We start from the raw sequence: 24302 nt of genomic DNA on the forward strand, positions 1-24302 counted from the left end.
AAGCGAAAACGTTTTCCTTCTTATTGTGAGATAACTCACAAACGAGAGTGAATCAATGATGAATCTTATAAGAAAGTGTGAGGGTGGCATTACTTTAATTGATTCGGGATGAGTATAATTGCCCCCGCTTTATAGCTCCATTTTGTAACACGCCAATAAATAACTTATAAGGAAGTCATAAACTATGAGCCTGTTTATGAGCCTAGTCGGTATGGTAGTGCTTCTTGCTATTGCATTTGCATTTTCTAATAACCGAAAAGCTATCAACTTTAGAACTGTGGGTGGCGCATTTGCTATCCAATTTATCCTAGGTGCATTTGTTCTTTACGTACCTTGGGGCCGTGATCTACTAAACGGTTTCTCTACTGGTGTATCTAACGTTATCAACTACGGTAACGATGGTTCATCTTTCCTATTCGGTGGTCTTGTTTCTGACAAGATGTTCGAAGTATTCGGCGGCGGCGGTTTCATCTTCGCATTCCGCGTTCTTCCTACACTGATCTTCTTCTCTGCACTGATTTCAGTTCTTTACTACATTGGCGTTATGCAGTGGGTTATCAAGATTCTTGGTGGTGCACTACAGAAAGCGCTTGGCACATCTCGTGCGGAATCAATGTCAGCAGCAGCTAACATTTTCGTAGGTCAAACAGAAGCGCCTCTAGTTGTTCGTCCGTTCGTTCCAAAAATGACTCAATCTGAGCTATTCGCGGTAATGTGTGGTGGTCTAGCGTCTGTTGCTGGTGGTGTACTAGCAGGTTACGCATCTATGGGTGTTCCACTAGAATACCTAGTAGCAGCATCATTCATGGCTGCACCAGGTGGTCTACTGTTCGCTAAGATTCTTCACCCAGAGACTGATAAGCCTCACGAAGATATCGAAGAAGCAATGGACGGTGGCGACGACAAACCAGCTAACGTAATCGACGCAGCAGCGGGCGGTGCGGCTTCTGGTCTACAACTTGCGCTAAACGTAGGTGCAATGCTAATCGCATTCGTTGGTTTGATTGCTCTAGTTAACGGTATGCTAGGTGGCATCGGTGGTTGGTTCGGTATGCCTGAACTAACACTAGAACTTATCCTAGGTTACGCGTTCTCTCCACTAGCATTCCTAATCGGTGTTCCATGGGACGAAGCAGTTGTTGCTGGTTCATTCATCGGTCAGAAACTAGTAATCAACGAATTTGTTGCATACTTGAACTTCACACCTTACCTAGGTGAAGGCGCTCAAGTTGTTGCAGCTACTGGTGAAGTAATGTCTGCTAAGACAACAGCTATCATCTCATTCGCACTATGTGGCTTCGCGAACCTTTCTTCTATCGCGATTCTACTTGGTGGTCTAGGTAGCCTTGCACCAAACCGTCGTTCAGATATCGCTCGCATGGGTATTAAAGCAGTTCTTGCTGGTACGTTGTCTAACCTAATGGCAGCGACTATTGCAGGCTTCTGCCTTAGCCTTGCAGCACTATAATTAGAATCGGTTCTTAATATATAGACGCCGTTTTAAATCATGCCCTGTAGCAAGAGATTGCTGCGGGGCATTTTTCGTTTTTCAGGCCTGAAAATTTTATCGTATGTAGGTCGATGCAATTCGCTTACGCAGTCGATGGAATAGGGGCTGGGAAATTTTGAGATACAAACCGTTTGCGCTCTATTTGGTGCTACAGTTTTGCGGTGAAACTCTATAATGTAGTAATCATGAAATGGTGGTTCTGACAACCACTTAATCACAGAGTGAATATTACATACTCGATGGGCAAATGAATTGCCCTCCAATATCAGTTCCCACAAGCGTTTTATTGTGTGATGTGATATTAAAGACACCGCAATCATAGATTGTTGTGCCATAGGCCAAACTGGTACTGTGCGGTGACAAGGATAGCAATTGGTATATGATTTTTCGCAGTATATGCCGAGTCTTCAGGGAACCAAGTCCGTTCATTAATAGACTGCTTAGCTAAAATCTCACGCTGTCTCTACTTGTTGATTATAGTTAGAGAAGTGATGTGAAGCTGAGTAGTGAATTTTTTGAATATTGATCGGAGATAGAAATGAGCGATTTAAAAGCAGCAGCGCTACGTGCACTGAAACTTATGGACCTTACTACGCTAAATGATGATGACACTGATGCAAAAGTGATCTCGCTATGTCATGACGCGAAAACTGCAGTAGGCAACACAGCTGCAATCTGTATTTACCCTCGCTTTATTCCTATTGCTAAGAAGACACTTCGTGAGCAAGGTACGCCAGAAGTTCGCATTGCGACTGTAACGAACTTCCCACACGGTAACGACGATATCGACATCGCTGTTGCTGAAACAAAAGCGGCGGTTGCTTACGGTGCAGACGAAGTAGACGTAGTTTTCCCATACCGCGCTCTAATGGCGGGTAACGAGAAAGTTGGCTTCGAACTAGTTAAGCAATGTAAAGAAGCTTGTGGTGATATCCTTCTTAAAGTGATCATCGAAACAGGTGAACTAAAAGAAGAAGCGCTAATCAAGAAAGCATCTCAAATCTGTATCGAAGCAGGTGCTGACTTCATTAAAACTTCAACTGGTAAAGTGCCAGTAAACGCAACACCAGAATACGCTCGCATGATGCTTGAAGTTATTCGTGATATGGGTGTTGCAGAATCTGTTGGTTTCAAACCAGCAGGTGGTGTGCGTACTGCTGAAGATGCAGCGGCATACCTAGCAATGGCTGATGAAATCCTTGGTGACAACTGGGTTGATGCTCGTCACTACCGTTTCGGTGCGTCTAGCCTGCTAACAAACCTACTAAATACATTAGAAGTATCGGACCAAGTCGCTGATCCAACAGCGTACTAATTCCAAAAAAAGCGTCTGAACGGTAGCACCAGCTTTGGTGCTACCAAACCTCTTCTATCCTACTTTTACCATGGCTCATTATGAGCTTGGGAGGCACTAATGTATTTACCACAAGAAATCATTCGTAAAAAACGTGACGGCGAAGTTCTAACAGCCGACGAAATCAACTTCTTTATTCAAGGCGTAGCAAACAACAGTGTATCTGAAGGCCAGATCGCCGCTTTTGCTATGACAATCTTCTTCAATGAAATGACGATGCCAGAGCGTATCGCACTAACCTGTGCAATGCGTGATTCAGGTATGGTTATCGATTGGAGCCACATGAATTTTGGTGGTCCAATTGTCGATAAGCACTCTACTGGTGGTGTGGGTGACGTGACTTCTCTAATGCTTGGTCCAATGGTGGCTGCATGCGGTGGTTTCGTACCTATGATCTCTGGTCGTGGTCTTGGCCATACGGGCGGTACGCTGGATAAGCTTGAGTCTATTCCTGGCTACAACATCACACCGACAAACGACGTATTTGGTCAAGTAACCAAAGACGCAGGTGTGGCAATTATCGGTCAAACGGGTGACCTAGCACCAGCGGATAAGCGCGTTTACGCGACCCGCGATATCACAGCGACAGTAGATAATATTTCACTGATCACGGCGTCGATTTTATCGAAGAAGCTTGCTGCAGGTCTTGAATCTCTAGTGATGGACGTAAAAGTAGGTTCTGGCGCATTCATGCCAACTTACGAAGCGTCTGAAGAGCTAGCAAAATCAATCGTAGCAGTAGCAAACGGTGCTGGTACTAAGACAACCGCTATCCTAACGGACATGAACCAAGTATTGGCGTCTTCGGCGGGTAACGCAGTGGAAGTACGCGAAGCGGTTCGTTTCCTAACAGGTGAATACCGTAACCCTCGTCTACTTGAAGTAACCATGGCTTCATGTGCTGAAATGTTAGTACTTGGCAAACTGGCTGAGAACACAGAAGACGCACGTGCGAAATTGATGGAAGCACTAGATAACGGCAAAGCGGCTGAGTGCTTTGGTAAGATGATCGCCGGTCTAGGTGGCCCAGCAGATTTCGTAGAAAACTACGATAATTACCTAGAGAAAGCGGAAATCATCAAACCAGTATACGCAACTGAAACGGGCGTTGTATCTGCGATGGATACTCGTGCAATCGGCATGGCTGTGGTTTCTATGGGCGGTGGTCGTCGTGTAGCAACAGATGAAATCGACTACGCGGTTGGTTTTGATAACTTCATTCGTTTAGGCGAAGTAGCGGACAGTGACAAGCCTTTAGCGGTGATCCATGCTCGCACAGAAGAGCAGTGGGAAGAAGCGGCAAAAGCGCTTCGCAGCGCAATTAAAGTAGGCGGAGAATACACACCAACGCCAGAGGTCTACCGCCAAATCCGTGCAGAAGATCTTTAATCGAACAAGTAATTACACAAGGCCTACTCAATCATAATTAGAAGCCGAGTGGGCCTAAGGAACGAGCAATGAAAAGAGCATTTATTTTAGTACTAGACTCATTCGGTATCGGCGAAACCGCTGATGCGAAGCAATTTGGTGACGTAGGTTCGGACACGCTTGGTCATATTGCTGACCAGTGTGAACAAGGCTTAGCAAACAACGATAAACGTGAAGGCGCGCTTCGTCTTCCAAACCTATCTAAACTGGGTTTGGCAATGGCACATAAAGAGTCAACAGGTCGTTTTGCTCCTGGTCTAGATGCAGACGCAGAGATCATCGGTGCGTACGGTCACGCAGCAGAGCTTTCTTCAGGTAAAGACACGCCGTCTGGTCACTGGGAAATCGCAGGTGTTCCTGTTCTGTTTGATTGGGGTTACTTCACTGACAAAGCGAACAGCTTCCCGAAAGAGCTGACTGACCGCATTCTTGAGCGTGCTGGTCTGGACGGTTTCCTAGGTAACTGCCACGCATCGGGAACTCAAGTTCTTGACGATCTGGGTGAAGAGCACATGAAGACTGGCAAGCCAATCTTCTATACATCAGCTGACTCTGTATTCCAAATCGCATGTCATGAAGAGACATTCGGTCTAGACCGCCTACTAGAGCTTTGCCAAATTGCACGTGAAGAGCTAGAAGATTACAACATCGGTCGTGTTATCGCGCGTCCATTCGTTGGTGCAGGTAAAGGTCAATTCGAGCGTACAGGTAACCGTCGTGACCTTTCTGTTGAGCCACCATCAGCAACGGTTCTACAGAAACTCGTTGAAGAGAAGCAAGGCAAGGTGGTTTCTATCGGTAAGATTGCGGATATCTACGCAAACTGCGGTATCACGAAGAAAGTGAAAGCGACAGGTATCCCTGCCTTGTTCGAAGCAACACTAGAGCAAATCAAAGAAGCGGGTGACAATACGATCGTATTCACTAACTTCGTGGACTTCGATTCAGCTTACGGTCACCGTCGTGATGTAGCAGGTTACGCCGCGGCACTTGAGTACTTCGATGGTCGTATCAACGAAGTGCTGGATATTATGGAAGAAGACGATGTGCTTATCCTCACGGCGGATCACGGCTGTGACCCAACATGGCCAGGTACAGACCACACTCGTGAGCACATCCCAGTGATTGTTTACGGTAAGAAAGTACCAGCAGGTTCACTAGGCCGTCGTGACAGCTTTGCTGATATCGGTCAAACATTGGCAACGTACTTCGGTATTTCCCCAATGGATTACGGTAAGAACTTCCTATAATTATTTAGGTTTTGAAAACTAGGAGCATCATGCTCCTAGTTTTATGTTCGCAGCATGAAAATGTTGCTTGTCGGAAATGAGAATATTCTAGCCAAAACCGCCAACAGCAGCGCGGATCGCTAGAGACAGGTTAAGGAAAAGAAACATGGCAACTCCACATATCAACGCAGAAATGGGTGCTTTCGCAGACGTCGTTCTAATGCCGGGTGACCCACTACGTGCAAAATACATCGCAGAGACTTTCCTTGAAGATGTTGTTCAAGTGTGTGACGTTCGTAATATGTTTGGTTACACAGGCACTTACAAAGGTCGTAAGATCTCAGTAATGGGCCATGGTATGGGTATCCCATCTTGTTCAATCTACGTGACTGAGCTAATCAAAGACTTCGGCGTTAAGAAAGTGATCCGTGTAGGTAGCTGTGGCGCTGTGAACGAAGACATCAAAGTACGTGATGTTGTGATCGGTATGGGCGCATGTACAGACTCTAAAGTGAACCGCATTCGCTTCAAAGGTCATGACTTTGCCGCTATCGCTGACTACAAAATGGTTCGTGCAGCAGAAGAAGCAGCAAAAGCTCGCGGCGTAGACGTGAAAGTAGGTAACCTATTCTCTGCAGAGCTGTTCTACACGCCAGATCCAGAAATGTTCGACGTAATGGACAAGTACGGTATCGTAGGTGTGGAAATGGAAGCGGCAGGTATCTACGGCGTTGCAGCAGAGTATGGCGCGAAAGCTCTGACTATCTGTACTGTTTCTGACCACATCAAGACTGGCGAGCAAACCACATCTGAAGAGCGTCAAAATACGTTTAACGATATGATGCTGATTGCACTTGATTCAGTACTACTAGGCGATGAAGAGTAAGACGAAGGGATAGCGTTCTTTTCGCTTTAAAGCATTACAAAAACAGCCCGCATTGTGCGGGCTGTTTTTTTATCCGAGATCGAATGAGAGCTACTTTGTCAGTAACAGGTTTTCACCTTTTTTACGGCGGATTGGTTGTCTGCGTAAAATCATAATGAACAGCATGCCGCACACAAAGCTCATCAGAACCATCATGTACATGTAGCGATCGCTCTTACGGTAATGGTGATCGGAAATCGCTGTTACACTACCTGTTTCAAAGGTCACGCGAACAAAACCAATCACAGCGCCATCAGCCGATACGGGCTCGACCAATTGTTGGCGCCCGATAGAGGCTGTCGCCAGCGGTGTATCTAATCCTAGCACTTCACGTACCGAAAGCGCCTCTTCACTGGAAGCCAAACGTACACCTTGCGCATCATAGATGGTGGCATCAAATACTAAACGGTCTTGCGCAAGTTGGTTGGTTAACTTAAGTAGACTTTCTTGATCTTTATTTATGATCATTTCACTAGCGGATAACGACGCTTGCGAAATCAAAACTTTTGTCAGTGTTTCAAGCTGCTGTGCTTGAATCTTCTCGTTGCCCTTACTGATCACGACACTGTTTTTTATGGTGATAAATAGCATCACGCATAGCAGGATCAGCGCTAGGATTCGTAGGGCATTCCTCACTGAGAACAGGGATTCACTCATGCTGTTTACTCGTCCATTCAAAACAAAACAAAGACTTGCCTTTTTAGCTTGTTGAGGTAACGTTTTAGCAAAGTCACAAGGGATTATATACATGGACGCGTCAAAAAGCTTGCCTATCAGAAGGCATACGACTCTTTTAAAACGACTACCCGAAACTCGCTTTGCCACCCAGCTTGATAAAGCCAAGGCTAACTGGATTGTGTTTGGTGAACATCTTGAGCCCCGTAACTTCGAAGACATCGATTTTTTTACTGGTTTCTACAATCCAATCTTAGACACTTGGAAAGTTGGGCAGTATGAAGTTGCATTGATGGCTGGGCAACTCACTCCAGAGCACGAAATCATTTTGAAGAACCTTAACCTTGATTATGCGTCGCTTAATGAAGTGCCGGATCTCTCTACGCCAGGGCTGGTGGTTTTCGATATGGATTCGACGGCGATTCAAATCGAGTGTATTGATGAAATCGCTAAGCTGGCAGGCGTTGGTGAAGAAGTGGCAGAAGTCACCGAACGAGCCATGCAAGGGGACTTGGATTTCGAACAAAGTTTGCGTCAGCGCGTGGGTAAACTGAAAGGTTCCGATGAAGCGATTTTGGAACAAGTACGTAGCCAACTACCATTTATGCCTGACTTTGAAGCGCTGATTGCGACCTTTAAAGCATTAGGTTGGAAGACGGCGATTGCTTCCGGTGGCTTTACTTATTTTTCTGATTTCATCAAAGACAAAGTTGGCTTGGACTTTGCTCAATCGAACCAATTGGAAATTATCGATGGCAAGTTGACCGGTCAGGTACTTGGCGATGTTGTCTCTGCACAAACAAAAGCGGATATCTTGGTTGAACTTGCAGAAGAGTATGACATTGAACAACACAATACAGTGGCCGTAGGCGATGGAGCCAATGACTTGGTGATGATGTCTGCAGCAGGGCTAGGTATTGCTTATCATGCGAAACCAAAGGTCGAGCAACAAGCGCAGACATCAGTTCGATTTGCGGGGCTCGGTGGAGTGTTATGCATTCTGTCAGGCGCTTTGGTTAAGCAACAGAAAATCAGCTGGCAAGCAAAGCCATAAGCTCAAGGTTTAAGACCGACCAATAGAAAACACCGCCTATAGTTGGCGGTGTTTCTTTATTCGGTGAGTTCAAGCCTGACGACGACCTCTTCCGTGATGTCTTCAAACTCACTGTAACCGACGAGAGCAGTCAGTTCTTTTTCTAACTTGCTGGCTTGATGGACACCAAATTGAGTCAGGTCGCTCAAATCTTGGCGCAGCAAAGAGGTCATTGGATCAAAGATCGGCGCGGTTGAAATACGTGTGGCATAGAACTCGCCCATCATGCGCGCTTTCTTAATAAATTGAATGCGCTCTTTCACACTGGTGAAATCTTGGTGCAGTTTAGACTCGAGGCCCGTGATCTTGCTGCCTACCTTCATCAGGCTGATATAAATGTCTTGATGTCTTGCTTGTGCGCCATCGATACGCTTGATGGGGTCGGCAATCAATGTGCTGGAGCGACCCTTAAACAGAGGTTCTAGCGAGAACAGTTGATTGTGGCCCAAGCGAGCGTACAACTCGATGTGTTTTGGAAGTGGGAAGTTCACCCCTATCACTGGTGTTTTAACCGAAGAGGTGGCACTTTTACTAATAAAGATCGGAGTACTCAAGGTACGAGAAAGTAACACGCTGTGCAGCCTTTCTAGCAATGGGTTACTTGGTAGCACCTCTTTTTGTTGAATGAGTTTGTCTTGGTTGTGTTCAATAATGCTATTAAAGAAAGCAATCACGCGCATGGTTTTGCTGTCTTCGTCTATCACCATTTGCACACTACGGCCATCAGGACTCACTCGAATAATACGATAAGGTACCTCGGATAGGGGCAGTTTCTTATCGTAGAGCTGCAACTCACGGAAATTGATGTGAACCTCTTGCCCTGAACGCAGCGCAGTAGGTTCATCTAACCTGATGCCCAAGCCACGTTTGGAAATATCCATGGTGAAACCAGCGGCTTTTAGGTTGCCAGCATCCAATACCAACGGTGTTTTGAAACGGTAGCGAGGTTCCTTGCGACGTGATTGCGCATCGAAATAGATACCTTTAGGACTGCCAATGATCTTCCTCGGCTGACGAAATGAATTTAATGTGTTCGCAGGAACACGAGGTTTCTCCGTCAGTAGGTAATCTTGACCGGATTTATCATCAGCGATCTCTTGCAAAATACCGACATGTGTTAGTCTTTGTGAGCTTTCAGCAAGCTCAGAAGAGAACGCTGCAAGGTCATTTTTCTCTTGTTCAGAGAGTTCAAAAATTGAAATACGGAACGCACGCCAACTTGAACGTTTTGCACCTAAGTGCCAAAACAGTTGGCGTTGTTCTCTAGTCGCTTCTGGACGGAGCATTGAATAGAAGTAGGTTTTATTTTCATGCTCATGGGTAAAGGAATAAAGCACATTGGTTGTTCCTTTAACTCCAGGCGTAATAAGCGATGCCATTCTTTGCTCATGGAACAACGAACCAAATACTTGCTGATTACGTTCATCGTGCCAGTACTGCCATAACTTTTGGTTATTTGGCGTTAACATGGCTAACTTAAGTTCGCTACCTTCGAAGAACAGAGGTAGATTGCTCGTGTGCTTGAGAGCAATGTGCTCGTAACCACGAGTTCGAGCGCGAATGATTTTATCTTGGTTGTCATGACGAGCTCGTTTTGCTGCACTGTTTAGTGCTTCGTCAATCACACGAGCGATGATGTTGGTTTCCGTCAGGCGAATCGTTCTTAGGTAGCGAATCGAGTCATTTTCATAACAATCATCTACGGCCAGAACACGATAGGTCATTGGCTTTTCAATGCCAGCGACCTGAGACTTGCTCGCAAACTCAGTAAAAGTCACCTGAATGACTTCTCCCAGACTGTATTTAAAAGCGCTAGGGACTTTGAATTTCGCCCCCGAACAAGAAAGGTCGATGCTCAACCCATGGATAACTTGCTCTTTTGAACGAACGATTTCCACTTGGGACTGTACTTTTAAACGCTTCTCTTGACGTTTTAGGTCATACCCAAGGTGCACAGGCTCTGCAAGAAAAGGGCTTTTCGGATCGGTCAGCGATCGTTCTTCACTCTTACCATTATTTTTGCTCATCACACGGAAGTTATTGCGTGTGTTGACCAAAGCCTCCCACATGCCCTCGGTGTAACCACCGTACTTTTTCAGGTTCTTGTGGTAAGCGTTAAAGGCGACGTCATCCAGCCAATGTGGAATGCCATCTAATAAGTATTCACGACATTCACCTTTCACTCGACCTCGCAAATCAATGCTCTTTTTACAAGGAGCCATGACACGGTTGAGCTCCATCTTTACTAGAATTTTGGCCGATGGTGGCTCTCCTTCAGTCAATTGACCCAGGACGAAATCAAAGTCATCAGCGCCATAAACAGGGATGAGGCGTTCTGCGAGCGAGAGAATTTCAGATTGCTGCATTATTTCTGTTAAAGTATGTCGTTATTCGAATTATATCGGCTAAGCAAAGCAAAACTTGAGTATATCAATAGTTCTGCTCATATAAGGTCTGACATGGCTGTGCTTGGTCACATTTGTTGAAAAAACCGAGTGTTGAAAAAATCGAGGCATCATGGCGAAAGCAAAACGAGCGTATGTTTGTAATGATTGTGGCGCAGACTTCCCACGTTGGCAGGGGCAATGTAACGCATGTGGCGCGTGGAATACGATTACTGAAGTTCGTATTGCAGCCTCTCCGACGGTTGCGCGCAATGAACGCTTGAGTGGTTATGCTGGTTCAGCAACAGAATCGAAAGTTCAAACCTTATCGGAAATCGATTTACAAGAAGTCCCAAGATTCACCAGTGGTTTTAAAGAACTAGACCGTGTTCTAGGCGGTGGTGTTGTTCCTGGCGCTGCGATTTTGATTGGTGGTAGCCCTGGTGCGGGTAAGTCGACCTTATTACTGCAAACCATGTGCTTACTCTCTTCTCAAATGCCAACCTTGTATGTGACGGGTGAAGAGTCTTTGCAGCAAGTCGCGATGCGAGCCTCTCGCCTTGGGCTGCCGAAAGACCATCTAAAGATGTTGTCGGAAACGAACGTCGATAAAATTTGCCAAATCGCCGAGAAAGAGCAACCTCGCATTATGGTTATCGACTCGATTCAAGTTATGCACGTGTCTGACGTTCAGTCGTCACCGGGCAGTGTAGCGCAGGTACGTGAATCAGCAACGGCATTAACGAGATACGCAAAGCAAAACAATGTCGCCGTCTTTATTGTTGGTCACGTAACAAAAGATGGTACCCTTGCCGGCCCGAAAGTACTTGAGCACATTATTGACTGTTCAGTTCTGCTCGATGGTGGCACTGACAGCCGCTTCCGTACTTTGCGTAGCCATAAAAACCGTTTCGGTGCTGTGAACGAGCTTGGCGTATTTGCTATGACGGGACAGGGACTGAAAGAGGTCAATAACCCTTCGGCGATTTTCCTATCTCGTGGTGAAGAGGAAACATCGGGTTCTTCCGTTATGGTGGTGTGGGAAGGTACGCGTCCTCTATTAGTAGAGATTCAAGCGCTAGTGGACTACTCACAACTGGCAAACCCGCGTCGTGTTGCGGTTGGCCTAGAACAAAACCGCCTGTCTTTATTATTAGCGGTACTGCATAAGCATGGTGGTCTTCAAATGGCAGACCAAGATGTGTTCGTGAATGTCGTCGGTGGTGTAAAAGTGACAGAAACCAGTGCTGACCTTGCGTTAGTTATGGCGCTTTTATCGAGTTTCCGCGATCGCCCGTTACCGAAAGATGTTGTCGTGTTTGGTGAGGTTGGCTTGGCGGGTGAAATTCGGCCAGTACCAAGTGGCCAAGAGCGTTTAAATGAAGCATTTAAACACGGCTTTAAGAAAGCGATAGTGCCAGCGGCGAATATGCCTAAGGGCGGAATTCCTGGTATGCAAATCCATGGTGTGAAAAAACTCTCGGAGGCCATTGAAGCATTTGATGAGTTGTAAATGCCATCTTGTGCCCCAATTTAAGGGGTAACAATAATGTTGAACCCATCCTCATTATTCTTGAATTAAGCACACAAATTGCGAAGTTTGACTATTATTTGAGGGTGGAAAATCGACGTTAAAATTTTTTTTGTTCCAATGGCACGCAAAGGTATCCGTCTTGACAGATTGTGATATACTCTGCGCGCACTTTATACCTTATTAACAGAGTAAGACAATGACTGATTTATCAAAATACAGAAACATTGGTATTTTCGCGCACGTTGATGCGGGTAAAACTACCACAACTGAGCGTATCCTGAAGCTTACTGGTAAAATCCATAAGACTGGTGAAGTACACGACGGCGAGTCTACAACTGACTTCATGGAGCAAGAAGCTGAGCGTGGTATTACAATCCAGTCTGCAGCAGTAACTTGTGAGTGGAACGGTCACCGCCTGAACGTAATCGACACTCCTGGACACGTAGACTTTACAGTTGAAGTATACCGTTCACTTAAAGTTCTTGACGGTGGTATCGGTGTATTCTGTGGTTCTGGTGGTGTTGAGCCTCAGTCAGAAACAAACTGGCGTTACGCGAACGACTCAGAAGTTGCTCGTCTGATCTTCGTAAACAAACTAGACCGTATGGGTGCAGACTTCTTCAACGTTGTTGACCAAGTTAAGAACGTACTAGGTGCAAACCCACTAGTTATGACTCTACCAATCGGTCGTGAAGACGATTTCGTTGGTGTTGTAGACGTACTAAACCGTAAAGCTTACGTTTGGGATGACACAGGTCTACCAGAAAACTACGAAATCCAAGACGTTCCTGCGGACATGCTTGATGACCTAGAACAGTACCGTGAAGAGCTAGTTGAAACTGCTGTAGAGCAAGACGACGACCTAATGGAAGCTTACATGGAAGGCGAAGAGCCGACTATCGATCAACTAAAAGCTTGTATCCGTAAAGGTACTCGTGATCTAGCGTTCTTCCCAACGTTCTGTGGTTCTGCATTCAAAAACAAAGGCATGCAACTTATCCTTGACGCTGTTGTAGATTACCTACCAGCTCCAAACGAAGTTGATCCTCAGCCTCTAACAGATCCAGAAACTGGTGAAGCAACAGGTGAAGTAGCTACAGTAGACGCTGACGCGCCACTAAAAGCACTTGCGTTCAAGATCATGGACGACCGTTTTGGTGCACTAACATTTATCCGTATCTACTCTGGTCGCATGAAGAAGGGTGACACAATCCTTAACTCTGCAACTGGTAAGACTGAGCGTATCGGTCGTATGTGTGAGATGCAAGCTGACGAACGTAACGAACTTACTGAAGCTCAAGCTGGTGACATCATCGCTGTAGTAGGTATGAAGAACGTTCAAACTGGTCACACTCTATGTGATCCTAAGCATGAATGTACTCTAGAAGCTATGATCTTCCCAGAACCAGTAATCTCTATTGCTGTTTCTCCAAAAGACAAAGGTTCTACTGAGAAAATGGGTATCGCGATCGGTAAAATGGTTGCAGAAGATCCATCATTCCAAGTTGAGACTGATGAAGATTCAGGTGAAACTATCCTGAAAGGTATGGGTGAACTTCACCTAGATATCAAGGTAGACATCCTTAAGCGTACTTACGGCGTTGAGCTAGAAGTAGGTGCTCCACAGGTAGCTTACCGTGAAACTATCACTAAACCAGTTGAAGATAGCTACACGCACAAGAAACAGTCTGGTGGTTCTGGTCAGTTCGGTAAGATCGACTACCGTATCAAACCAGGTGAGCCAAACTCTGGCTTCACGTTCAAATCAACAGTTGTTGGTGGTAACGTACCTAAAGAATTCTGGCCTGCAGTTGAGAAAGGCTTTGCGTCAATGATGGATACTGGTGTTCTAGCTGGCTTCCCAACTCTAGACGTTGAAGTTGAACTATTCGACGGTGGTTTCCACGCAGTTGACTCATCAGCAATCGCTTACGAAATCGCAGCGAAAGGTGCATTCCGTCAGTCTATGCCTAAAGCAGGCGCGCAACTTCTTGAGCCAATCATGAACGTTGACGTGTTCACTCCAGAAGACAACGTTGGTGACGTAATCGGTGACCTTAACCGTCGTCGTGGTATGATCAAAGACCAACAAGCTGGTACTACAGGCGTTCGTATTAAAGCTGACGTTCCTCTATCAGAAATGTTCGGTTACATCGGTCACCTACGTACTATCACTTCTGGTCGTGGTCAGTTCTCTATGGAGTTCGCACACTACTCAGCATGTCCAGCAAACGTTGCTGAGCAAGTAATCGCAGAAGTTAAAGAGCGTGACGGTAAGAAGTAATTCTTAAGTTAACTCTTTAAAATCTCAAAGCCCCGCCTAGTGCGGGGCTTTTTACTATCTGTTCTCTCACTTTCTATCAACAGCACTTGTTGCTGGGCTCGTCATTAAATCTTAGTTTTATTGAGCCAAGGTTATGGTCTCAAAGTCTCTAACCGTGGTCTTTTCAAACTCAGCAATCTCTTCTTTTATCCACTGGCTAAACGATAGTGCTTTTGGTCGTTTCAGGTAACCAGTGGGAGCGCAAAGGTAATAAGCATATTTGGGTTGAATTCCTATATCGCCAATTCGAACCAGTTTACCGTCTTGAATATAACGATACGCCAAGCTGTGCTTAACCAAAGCGACACCTTGTAGAGACAGTGCACCTTCCAGTACTAAATGAGATCCACTGTATTTAAGGGTTGGCTTGGCTGACTTATGGCCTAGTGTCTCTAGCCACAAACACCAATCTAAATCTGGCCACAAATCCTCAATCAGTTCTGCTTTGTGTAAATCTTCAACCCGATAGATTCCGTGTTCCTTTTGATAAATGGGATGACAAGCCGGATAAAAAGCCTCATCCATCAACCACTGAGACTCTAAGTTTGGGTAATCGCCACGGCCGTAACGAACACACAGGTCAATCTGACTATCTTGAAATGATACCAGTTCATTGGTGGGCTCCATCAGTAGTGATAGCTCAGGGTGCCTTTGTCGAAAAGCGGTAATACGAGGAACCAACCAATGATGGGCGAAAGATGGCAAGGTTGAAATAGAGAGGTGATTCGGGTTGGGATCTTGGTTAATCAAACGCACACCTTGTTGAAGGTGATTAAACCCTCGTTCAGCTTGAGCAAAAAGCAAATTGCCCTCTGGAGTGAGAAGTATCTTACGGTGTTGGCGCACAAATAAATCGGTACCAAGAAAAGCTTCCAATTGACGTATCTGTTGGCTAATCGCTGCTGGAGTCACAAACAAGTGTGTTGCTGCAACTTTAAAGCTGCCTTCCTTTGCTGCGATATAGAAGTAATACAGTCCCTGTAATGGTGGCATCCGCTCTTTCACATTAGTTTTCCTTAACTCAATGTCAGATTCTATCGTTTGAGCATTACAGGGTAGTCGTTGATTATTAAGTGGTCAATGTGAATCAAAAGGAGGAGATATGAACAATACAGCACAAACTTGTGGGCGATGGGCCTCGAAACCACGTCAGCGTTTAGTTCAGTATATCTTTTCCAAGTTAGTCGTATGGAGAAAGAATTACCGTACACGGCGTCATCTATCAGACCTTCCAGAGCATCTTTTGGATGATATTGGTTACAACGAAAGTGAAGTACAAACGGAAATTCAGAAACCGTTTTGGCGAGATTGAACGCTAGCTAAAGAAAAAGCCAACGGGCAATTCACCGCTGGCTTTGTACTTGGTGGTTTCACTTTAAGGCATCGCTTTCACTTCTACCGTAATCGTGTCCTGGTATCTTCCCGCACGGGCAAAATCAATGTTGCCTAGCGTTACTTCGAGAGGTAAACCCCACCGCTTAGTATCTTCATTATTAGAGAAGGTATAAACCGACTTCTGGTTTACCTGGGTATGGTTAAACTTGAGGGTATAGGGAATCGTAAAGTCTGGTTCTGACTTTTGTTTTAACTCACCATACTTTTGTTTAATGACTAAGCGAACGTTTGAATTAGACAGAAGATCAAAATCAGACCGGTAGGTTCGGTTGGATTCAAGTTCACCTAACTGGAAGCGATAACCTGAATTGCCGGAGCGCTGAAGGTTGGGAGTATTCGGTGCAGAGTTAAATGCGACAAAGGCGGGTACCTTTAGTTTTACTTTTGCATTCTTGGTCTCTTCTTTTCTATCTAGTGAAATGGAGGCTTCTAGCAGGCCGGTATAATTCCCAGAGGCAGATGTTTTGGCCTCTGGGACTTTAATCCAAAACTTGGTTCTCTGGCTATTATCAAGTGGAAGTTGGAACCCTTTATTAGGAAAGTGGCTTAATTGACGAAAGTTTTTGTCTAAGATCGTCAGGGGTAGGTTTCCACTTATTGAGCTCAAGTAGCTAGATTGCTTATTGTTAACCGAGACCATGGCCATCGGAAAGCGGCAGCGTTGGATGTCTCTTGAGAGTTCAAGGTAGACGGGTATATAAGCGCCTAAATCGCGTTTAAATTCGACGTTACTTCTGTCGACATTGAGCGTCCATTTGCCACTGCATTCCGCCCAGACTGAATGGGAAAGTAGGGCAAAACCAAGCACTGAGAGTTTGATTAGGTGTTTCATTGTTTATCCCTCTTTAATAAGTAAAGTGGGTAGATAAATCAGATTTTCATTTGTATCAGGGACGTTCAGTTTCGTTGGGGAGAAGCCATCTATCATGATGGTGTAATCGCCCGGCGCAACGCCTTCTACAACAAATCTACCTGATCGGTTAGTGAAAAATTCATACGTTTTCTGTTGTCCAACTAACTGACCTTGGAATAGTTTTAATGGTTTATTCTGGCTAAGTTCAATCGTACCAATGATGGTTTTCGATGCTGCTGACCCTATTTTTATGAGGTGTCCGGTTTGAGACCCTGGAGTAATGCTGTACTCACTGTCGCCAAAGTCATACCCGACGGGCGCATCAGGCACATTGATAAATATCGTTGATAACTGGTGCCCACCAGACAATTGAACCGCATTATTTATTGTAGAAGTTGATATGGCTTCTGCGGGATCATCCGCGACAGCATTGATCTCGACGTCTGCGTTTAGTGACTCATGAACTGCGACAATCGCAACTGGGCCATTTATTGGGCGCGACCACGCCAAGTTACCGTCTGCTAATGTCAATGCCGTACTCGCGCGAACGGAAGCCGTTTGGTAACTGTCTGCGTTATCAAATTCTAGGTGGGAGACCTTGGCATCGGCAATAAATCGGTTGGCAACATAATCGCCTTCAACGGAATAGGTTTGTGAATCTGCATCGCCTTCCGCGGTCATAGCATAGCCATAGCTGCCAGTGTAATCATCGGATGGACGTTGGAATTGTGCTCGATAAGTATCGGGCTCATTCGAATAGGAAACATTGGCGTTATATTCCCCAGAAACCGAATTCCAATCCCAATCCGCGGAGAAGGTGAAGCGCGTTTCATCAATATTGTCGTTTGGGTTCTCCTCTTTTTCTACACCAGCAGAGAGCGAGAGGCTATACCATTGCCACGCAATTTCTGACGAAACTAGCCATTCAATTTCCTCTTCTTCAAAATCACGATAGTCCCCAGTTAAGATGAGATTGAGATCATCCGTAATGGTAAATACATAGTTAGAGAACACTCGTAACCCTGTCGCTGAAGGGCCAATTTGCCAAGGCAGTGAAAAATACTGATCTTGATATTCAGCACCTAAGCGAAAGTTTGGTGAGCCATAACTGTCCGTTCCCCAAAGTTGATGAGAGTAATCCAGGCTGTAAATGCTGCCAGTTTCATCATTGGGTTTGTTGTTTTGAGCGGAGGCCCTTAACCCCAAATTCCCCCAATCTGAACCAATGGTAGCGATAACACCAAGTTGTTGCCCATCTGGGTGATACAAGCCGTTTACGCCAAGCGTTAAGGTATCGCTGATACCGTAATCGTAATACCCAGACGTTACCCATTGCTCATCATCGTATTTGAAGTTGTTGTCCTCAATCGTCGAAATCAGTCCTGAGTAAAATCCAAAATCAGAGATGCCTTCACGCAGTAGGCGAGAATTGAAAAATTGGCTATAAACAATGGTGTCTGTGCGGCCTGATTGATAACTGATGTCTAACCGAACATCATTAGTGCCAGAGACCAGCGGAAGGTCATCAAGGGTGTATCGGCCTGGTGGAAGTCGGATTTCGGTGAGGAAAATATCATTGATGTAAATCTCCACATCAGCACTTTCGTTAAGCACTAAAGGTTGTGTACCACCATTTTGAATATTGCGAGTTGGTTGAAGGTCTTGATACAAACGCTCAAATGCAACGCCGCCTAACGGTGTACTAGGTAAATGACCGGCACTGGTTTGAGTCACATCACCGAAGGTTAAACGCCAAGGCGTGCTCGGTTCATCGAAGAAGAGTCTTGCCTCCCCACGATAAACGTCAGAGTCAATATCGTCGCCATCAGTAATAAAACCCGAGACGTCGATATTGGCACCACGAACCCCACCTATGTTGGCCTTCACCAACCATTCTCCTAACCATGTTTGCGTATTTTCACTGTCTGAATCGCTAAACAAAGTGTAATCAGTACTGGCATTGAAGGTGTTTTGCATGGTCCAAAATGCACTCTCTGAATATTGCGCAGGCTCGTATTTACTGCCGAAAGAAAGCAGGAAATCAGCCGCTGCGGATTCATCAATCACGAGGTTGATGCTTTGATCTGATGAATTGAATTCTGCTGCTATTCCCATCTGCTTCAATTGCTCGACCGTGACATACTCGTCTGGTAAGTTTCGGAGGGCGTCGAGCGTACCAGCATTGACTAATTGCTCAGTTGCTTGTGTCAATTGTTCTACATTGATGGAGCCAACTGTGATCCCATCCGAATACGCATCGATTTCCCCAAGGGTCCTTTCCCCCCATATCAACGGAAATGGAAATAACCAACTTTGAGCAGTTGCAGTTTGCAAGGTCAGCAAGAAGATAAGGCCTATAATGAGATTCTTCATGAAAACCTCATTAGTCTAATGTTTTTACGGTGACTTTCTTTGGTTGTCCTAACTTGCTAGGAAGGGCGTATTTCACCGTGCTCCCCGGCATTAAATAAGCACTACTCTTATTGCTCAACACTTCCCAATCGATAGTCTCGTTTGACTTGCCTCCGAAGAAATTGAATTCCATCCCGTTCATATTCAGTACGCGTTTGCCATCGTTGGTTAACGCAACTTGGTTATTTTGAATCGACGCTTTTGGAATGGATTTGCTGGATGCTGGTGAAACGAAGGCAAGGGTCGCAAACTCTAATAGCATTGAGATCGAACTGTCATCCGTCTCGTCTTCGACCTGATTTTCAAGTTCAATCTGAGTAAAGATAATTCGGTAGGTGACTGTCTGGCTGATGTTACCTTTCGGCATGTGACGGACGCGGAATGTTTGTGATTTTTGTCCATCGATTTTGGCTTGAGGTGGGAGAACTAAGAAGTCCTCTTCTGATGGCGTTAAGATTTCCTCCCCACTAGAGAAATCAGCTTGATAGACACTCACTTCAAGCAGAATGGGCTCTTCTTCTACATTTGTTACTTTATAAAGCCCTTGGGAACCCCGTCCCACATCATCAAGCTCTAAGTAAATCGGACTTACCTCATAAGCAAATAAGACAGAACTGAACAATAAAGAAAAGAGAAGAGTGGTGATCCTAGCCATAGATTTATCTCCCTATAACAAACTTGGCTCGATAACCGAGCCAAGTTTTTTTGCCTTTACCTTTAAAAGATATTATCTATAAAGATGTCGTTCGGTTAAGGCATTACTGGACCTGATGCAGCAAGGCTTACTTTGATACGACCTTTATATTTACCAGCTCGTGCAAAGCCTGAATCTTCAGGTTTCACGTAAATTGGATGCTTGTTGATCTTGTTCACCAAGTGCTCACCAACTGATGGAAGCGGAGTTGCCATTTGCTCCATGCCATGGTGGTTTTTAGTGTTCGCAACGGTTTCAGAGCCAATTTTTACTTTATAGTTAATTTTCATGCCCATATTGTGTTTAGTAACACCGCGAAGTTTGTAAGCAGTTACTGAGAAGTCCAAATCAGTACCGTAGTTACACCAAGCGCGTAAGTTACCAACTAACACTTTCTTGTTGTTGAACCCGTTATCCCACGAATCTGAGTGCACTTTGTTTGCTTTACGCAGAACATTGTTTTTCACATCTTTCTTACCGATTCGTAGTAAACAACGTTTTGGCACACGACCTTCAATACGAATCGTTTTTTGGTCAGTTTTGCTCAGCGTTGTAAAGTCTACTGGGTTGTTAAACTGAACCGCAGAAGCGCCAAAAGAAAGTGAAGCAGCAGCTGCAGCTACAGCTGAAGCAAGAAGTAACTTTTTCATAACTCAATCCCTCGTTAGTAATGAATGCATATCGTTGCATCGCTCTACTAGCTTATGAGGAGAGGAGTCTCTCAACCTCACCGACAAAGGTGAGGTGATGTTATTAGTTAGGGTGAAAAAGGGGTGAACTTGGTTCAACTCTATTTGATTACACCCTGACTAATGTTGAATTAATCAATAATCCTTTTTTATTTCTTATAGTTAGCTTAGAACTGATCTTTTGCCATCGCCATTAACTCGTAGCGAGAATGCACATCTAATTTATGCAATACGTTGGACGCATGAGTTTTGACCGTATTCACACTCACATTTGAGTGTCTTGCGATTTGCGTATTAGAGAGACCTTGAAGCATGAGTTTGCACACTTCACTCTCTCTTTTGGTAAGCAAGAATTTAGAGCTAAGCTCTTCGGCCGCGACGACAGGGTTTTCAGTCCCCTGTTGGTAGTGATGAATGGCTTTATTTAAGATGTGGCGCGGGAACCAAACATCGCCATTTGCGACCGCAGAGACGGCTTTGGGAAGCAGTTCCAGTCCATGGCAAATCTGCCCTGAGTAGCCTTTTTCTAGCCACTCTAATGAGGTTTGGGAGCTGACATTAACGGCGATCCACTTTTCATCTCGTTCGTTAGGCGCAATACCATATCGCTTAGGGCATGGCATGGTCTGTACGTCGAACAATATGATTGAGTTGAGACTGTTTTCATCCAACTGGGTGAAGCGGTCGCTATTGACGAAGTTGACGTATGGAAAGGAAACCTTAATCAAGTCGCGAATCACCCTAGAGTATGAATTATCTCGACTTAAAAGGTGTACAACAAAATGCTGAGTACTGAATTCCATGGCAAATATTCCTGTAGGTCTAGTCTTTGATTTTTTATTAACCTAGTTCTCAACGCGTTGATGTATAAAAGTATTTAACGAATAGACTGCGGCATATGATTCATGCATTTTCATATTGTTGTAAGCAAAACTACGCTAACAAATCATGTGCACCTGTATTAAAAAAGGTTAGTACCAAATGACTAGAATACAAATATCGATAAGACAATAAGTTAGGAAAATAAGCGGTGAAGCTAGAGCGGGCGGAGTATGAAAAGGTATGAAAAGAATCACCCCTGATGCGCAACTTTGTCAGCATCAGGGGTGATATTGGGGTGAGTTAGGAAGGATAATTACAAATCTTCTTCCCAAACAACGAGATCGCCTTTCGGCCAGTTGTGACCAATTTCATGATACTTTTGTTCAAGCACATGACGTTTTATCTTGAGTGTTGGTGTGAGCACGCCATTCTCTATACTCCACGGGTCTTGGATCATCAATACCCCTTTAATCTGTTCATGAGACTCTAAATCTTGGTTCATTCTCTCAATCACTTTACGAGTGGTACGAGCGTAGCGCTCTCGATCAAAGTTCGGGAAGTCATGTGGCACGACCAACAGAATCGGTGCAGGCAGACCTAAGCCGATCAAGCACATCATTTCTACACGGCTGTACTCAAAGAGCTTATTCTCAATTGGTACTGGAGCAACAAACTTACCCTTGGCGGTTTTAAAGGTGTCCTTTTTACGACCTTGAATGGTGAGGTAGCCTTCCGCATCAATAAAGCCGATATCGCCTGTATGCAGCCAACCATCGCTGTCAAATGACTCTTGAGTTGCGATGTCGTTTTTGTAATAACCCGAGAATAAGCCGTTACCACGAACCATGATTTCATCATCGTCAGCGATTTTAAGTTCAATGCCAGGGCCTGCATTACCGACCGAGCCAATCTTATCTGCGCGGAACGGATAGTTTAGTGTGCTGTAAGCGAAAGATTCGGTCATGCCCCAAGCTTCGGTAATGTTGAGGCCGACACTGCGGTACCACTCCAATAAGGCAGGAGATACTGGCGCAGAGCCACATCCCAATACACGTGCTTGATCAAGGCCAAGGCCGTCAGCCAGCTTCTTCTTAATAAGAGAGTTGACGAAAGGAATCTTCAACAGAATATTGAGTTTTTTCTGTGGCAGTTTGTCTTGAATACGTTGTTGGAACAGTGTCCATAAGCGTGGCACGGAGATAAACAGCGTAGGGCGGTGCATCTTCACGTCTTCGATAAAAGTATCGAGTGACTCTGGGAAAGCAGTCGTTACGCCACCCATGACTGACGAACCAAAGATGTATACCCGCTCAGTAATGTGCGCAAGCGGCAAGTAAGAGAACAAGCGATCGTTTTCTTGTATACCAATATGGTTGATCAGTTGTTGTACTGACCAACTGAACGCGCCATAGGTCAGCATTGCGCCTTTAGGCAGGCCAGAAGTACCAGATGTATAAACCAGAGACATTAGCTTATCATCGTAGTGCTGAGGACGCTCCTCACTCGGCTGCGCATTAGCGATCAATGCTTTAAATTGATGTTGGCACTTCGGCGCGGTATCGTAAGGTAAAGCAATGCTGATCACATCAGGCATGGCGTCAATGACTTGTTGGGTCGCGGCCGGATCATCCAACTTACCGCCTATGATCGCTTTACTTTCACTGTGTGTAAGGCAGTACTCAATGGTATCTGCACCCGCAGTCGGGAAAATAGGTACGCTGACGTAATCGCCGAGCATCATGGCAAGGTCACAGATAAACCATTCGGCACAGTTTTTTGAAACCAGCGCGACTTTATCGCCCGGCTGAATCCCCAAATTGCGCAAAGCGGTAACCAATTTTAGTGCTTGGTCGGCCACTTCGGCGTAGGTGAACTCAACAAACTGTCGGTTGATGATTTGTTTTAAGTAGACTTCATCTGGGCGCTCCGCTGCCCATTTGAGAATCATTTCATTTGGTGGTGGGAGAGCGCAAGTCTGCTCACTTAACTCGTTAGGCTGAATCATTCTCTAACTCCATGTTAATCGCAGGTTTGTTGTTGTTAATGTAATGTTAACGATAGCATGAGTATGATTATTTGGGGAGAGAAAAAACAGTAACTTGCTGTCAAGGATCACAGCTTATCGATTCTTTGGGCCAAAGTACGGTTAAGTCCATCATTAAGGTGTATTGGTGAGGTGCTTTTTATAGTGCTGATAAAGCTTCATCACTTTCGCGACATAGAGCCGAGTTTCCTCAATTGGCAGTGCTTGTGTCAGTCGAAAATAGACTTCTTCATCATTTAATTTATTCATTTCTTTAGTAAAACTTGGAATGGACTGTGTATAAGACAAGTAGCGCATTAAATTCGATAAACCGCAGTTGTAGGCCGCAATTGCGAGTAAGGTTCGACTCTTTTCTGAGTGAATAGCGTGTAAATACTCCGTTTCGAGAATATGTAAATATGCCGTGCCTATATCGATATTAAACTCAGGCTCAAACAATGCTTCTCTTTCTATCCTTCGGCCAAAATAGAGCTGCTGAGAGACTTCTAATGCTCCACCGTTTTCCATCACCTGCATCAAGCCAATTGCATCGGCATGAGATACCGCATTGGGGTTAAATGCGCTTTCCGTATGAATGACAGCAAGAATAAGAGCAGGATCAATCTGCCATTGTTTTGATGCTGCGACGATGGTGGGTAAATACTGTAACGCGGCAGGCGATGTTGGCTTTTTGATGAACGAATAAACGGTTTGGGAAGAAGGCGTATTTTTTCCTCGAAGTTCAATAACGTGATTTCTTGAACTGGTAGAGGCGGTTGGAGCAGGTTTCAGCCTGAGCTTTTTATTGTTCAATGATTGCCGATTTTGTTGAGCAACGGAGTTTTTGTCTACCGCAGTCATTTTTGCTTGAATTGGGTAAGAGGCATAAAGCAAAACAATGCTCAAGACGATGAGAAGGTAGTTTTTGAATAATGGAGAGTAGAAAGACATCTCGACTC

The 24302-nt window shown here is 45.0% G+C and carries 19 protein-coding genes; 9 read left to right on the forward strand and 10 right to left on the reverse strand.

Annotated features, from left to right (window positions below; genetic code table 11):
• Positions 1-184 precede the first annotated feature (184 nt).
• The 5 genes from VJL_RS14795 to deoD all read left to right on the forward strand — a co-directional run bounded on the left by VJL_RS14795 (position 185) and on the right by deoD (position 6407).
• Positions 185-1468 (forward strand): NupC/NupG family nucleoside CNT transporter, encoded by a 1284-nt coding sequence (locus tag VJL_RS14795; protein ID WP_038865906.1) that lies wholly within the window; start codon positions 185-187, stop codon positions 1466-1468.
• Positions 1469-2048: 580 nt separating this feature from the next.
• Entirely contained in the window at positions 2049-2825 is a 777-nt protein-coding gene (gene deoC, locus VJL_RS14800; protein ID WP_038865907.1) for a deoxyribose-phosphate aldolase, read from the forward strand.
• Between the two features lie 99 nt (positions 2826-2924).
• Entirely contained in the window at positions 2925-4253 is a 1329-nt protein-coding gene (gene deoA / locus VJL_RS14805; protein WP_038865909.1) for a thymidine phosphorylase, read from the forward strand.
• Between the two features lie 68 nt (positions 4254-4321).
• Positions 4322-5542, forward strand: coding sequence for a phosphopentomutase (locus tag VJL_RS14810; protein WP_038878980.1), 1221 nt, complete (start codon positions 4322-4324; stop codon positions 5540-5542).
• Between the two features lie 145 nt (positions 5543-5687).
• On the forward strand, positions 5688-6407 hold the full coding sequence (gene deoD, locus VJL_RS14815; RefSeq protein ID WP_038865914.1) for a purine-nucleoside phosphorylase: 720 nt from the start codon (positions 5688-5690) through the stop codon (positions 6405-6407).
• 90 nt (positions 6408-6497) lie between these two features.
• Here deoD and VJL_RS14820 read toward each other — a convergent pair whose 3' ends face one another.
• Entirely contained in the window at positions 6498-7103 is a 606-nt protein-coding gene (locus VJL_RS14820) for a YtjB family periplasmic protein (protein ID WP_038878983.1), read from the reverse strand.
• Positions 7104-7194: 91 nt separating this feature from the next.
• Here VJL_RS14820 and serB point away from each other — a divergent pair, with 91 nt between their 5' ends.
• The gene (serB, locus tag VJL_RS14825; protein ID WP_038865916.1) at positions 7195-8175 is read left to right on the forward strand and encodes a phosphoserine phosphatase; all 981 of its coding nucleotides are present in this window, start codon (positions 7195-7197) and stop codon (positions 8173-8175) included.
• A gap of 56 nt (positions 8176-8231) precedes the next feature.
• Here serB and VJL_RS14830 read toward each other — a convergent pair whose 3' ends face one another.
• On the reverse strand, positions 8232-10580 hold the full coding sequence (locus tag VJL_RS14830; protein WP_038865919.1) for a PilZ domain-containing protein: 2349 nt from the start codon (positions 10578-10580) through the stop codon (positions 8232-8234).
• Positions 10581-10731: 151 nt separating this feature from the next.
• Here VJL_RS14830 and radA point away from each other — a divergent pair, with 151 nt between their 5' ends.
• Complete coding sequence (gene radA / locus VJL_RS14835) at positions 10732-12111, forward strand: DNA repair protein RadA (RefSeq protein ID WP_038865921.1); 1380 nt, start codon at positions 10732-10734, stop codon at positions 12109-12111.
• A 217-nt stretch (positions 12112-12328) separates the two neighbouring features.
• Positions 12329-14416 carry an elongation factor G gene (gene fusA, locus VJL_RS14840; protein ID WP_038878985.1) on the forward strand — a complete coding sequence of 696 codons (2088 nt, stop codon included), beginning with the start codon at positions 12329-12331 and terminating at the stop codon, positions 14414-14416.
• Between the two features lie 117 nt (positions 14417-14533).
• Here fusA and VJL_RS14845 read toward each other — a convergent pair whose 3' ends face one another.
• Positions 14534-15460, reverse strand: coding sequence for a LysR substrate-binding domain-containing protein (locus tag VJL_RS14845; protein WP_038878988.1), 927 nt, complete (start codon positions 15458-15460; stop codon positions 14534-14536).
• A 97-nt stretch (positions 15461-15557) separates the two neighbouring features.
• Between VJL_RS14845 and VJL_RS14850 the strand changes: the two genes are divergently transcribed.
• Entirely contained in the window at positions 15558-15767 is a 210-nt protein-coding gene (locus VJL_RS14850) for a DUF1127 domain-containing protein (RefSeq protein WP_038878990.1), read from the forward strand.
• A 63-nt stretch (positions 15768-15830) separates the two neighbouring features.
• On the opposite strand, the gene VJL_RS14855 is transcribed toward VJL_RS14850, so the two are convergent.
• The 7 genes from VJL_RS14855 to VJL_RS14885 form a co-directional block, all read right to left on the reverse strand.
• Entirely contained in the window at positions 15831-16682 is an 852-nt protein-coding gene (locus tag VJL_RS14855; RefSeq protein ID WP_038865928.1) for a hypothetical protein, read from the reverse strand.
• Positions 16683-16685: 3 nt separating this feature from the next.
• On the reverse strand, positions 16686-19076 hold the full coding sequence (locus VJL_RS14860; protein WP_038878992.1) for a fimbria/pilus outer membrane usher protein: 2391 nt from the start codon (positions 19074-19076) through the stop codon (positions 16686-16688).
• A gap of 10 nt (positions 19077-19086) precedes the next feature.
• Positions 19087-19770, reverse strand: coding sequence for a fimbrial biogenesis chaperone (locus VJL_RS14865; protein ID WP_038878994.1), 684 nt, complete (start codon positions 19768-19770; stop codon positions 19087-19089).
• 95 nt (positions 19771-19865) lie between these two features.
• Complete coding sequence (locus VJL_RS14870; RefSeq protein WP_038865931.1) at positions 19866-20459, reverse strand: hypothetical protein; 594 nt, start codon at positions 20457-20459, stop codon at positions 19866-19868.
• A 206-nt stretch (positions 20460-20665) separates the two neighbouring features.
• The gene (locus tag VJL_RS14875) at positions 20666-21301 is read right to left on the reverse strand and encodes a response regulator transcription factor (protein ID WP_038865932.1); all 636 of its coding nucleotides are present in this window, start codon (positions 21299-21301) and stop codon (positions 20666-20668) included.
• Positions 21302-21633: 332 nt separating this feature from the next.
• The gene (locus VJL_RS14880; RefSeq protein WP_038865934.1) at positions 21634-23325 is read right to left on the reverse strand and encodes an AMP-binding protein; all 1692 of its coding nucleotides are present in this window, start codon (positions 23323-23325) and stop codon (positions 21634-21636) included.
• Positions 23326-23478: 153 nt separating this feature from the next.
• Positions 23479-24294: a transglycosylase SLT domain-containing protein gene (locus VJL_RS14885; RefSeq protein WP_038878997.1), complete on the reverse strand. Its 816-nt coding sequence runs from the start codon at positions 24292-24294 to the stop codon at positions 23479-23481.
• Positions 24295-24302: the final 8 nt, after the last annotated feature.

Origin of the sequence: Vibrio jasicida CAIM 1864 = LMG 25398 (assembly GCF_000400365.1) — a bacterium.
In the GTDB taxonomy this organism is placed as follows: Bacteria; Pseudomonadota; Gammaproteobacteria; order Enterobacterales; family Vibrionaceae; genus Vibrio; species Vibrio jasicida.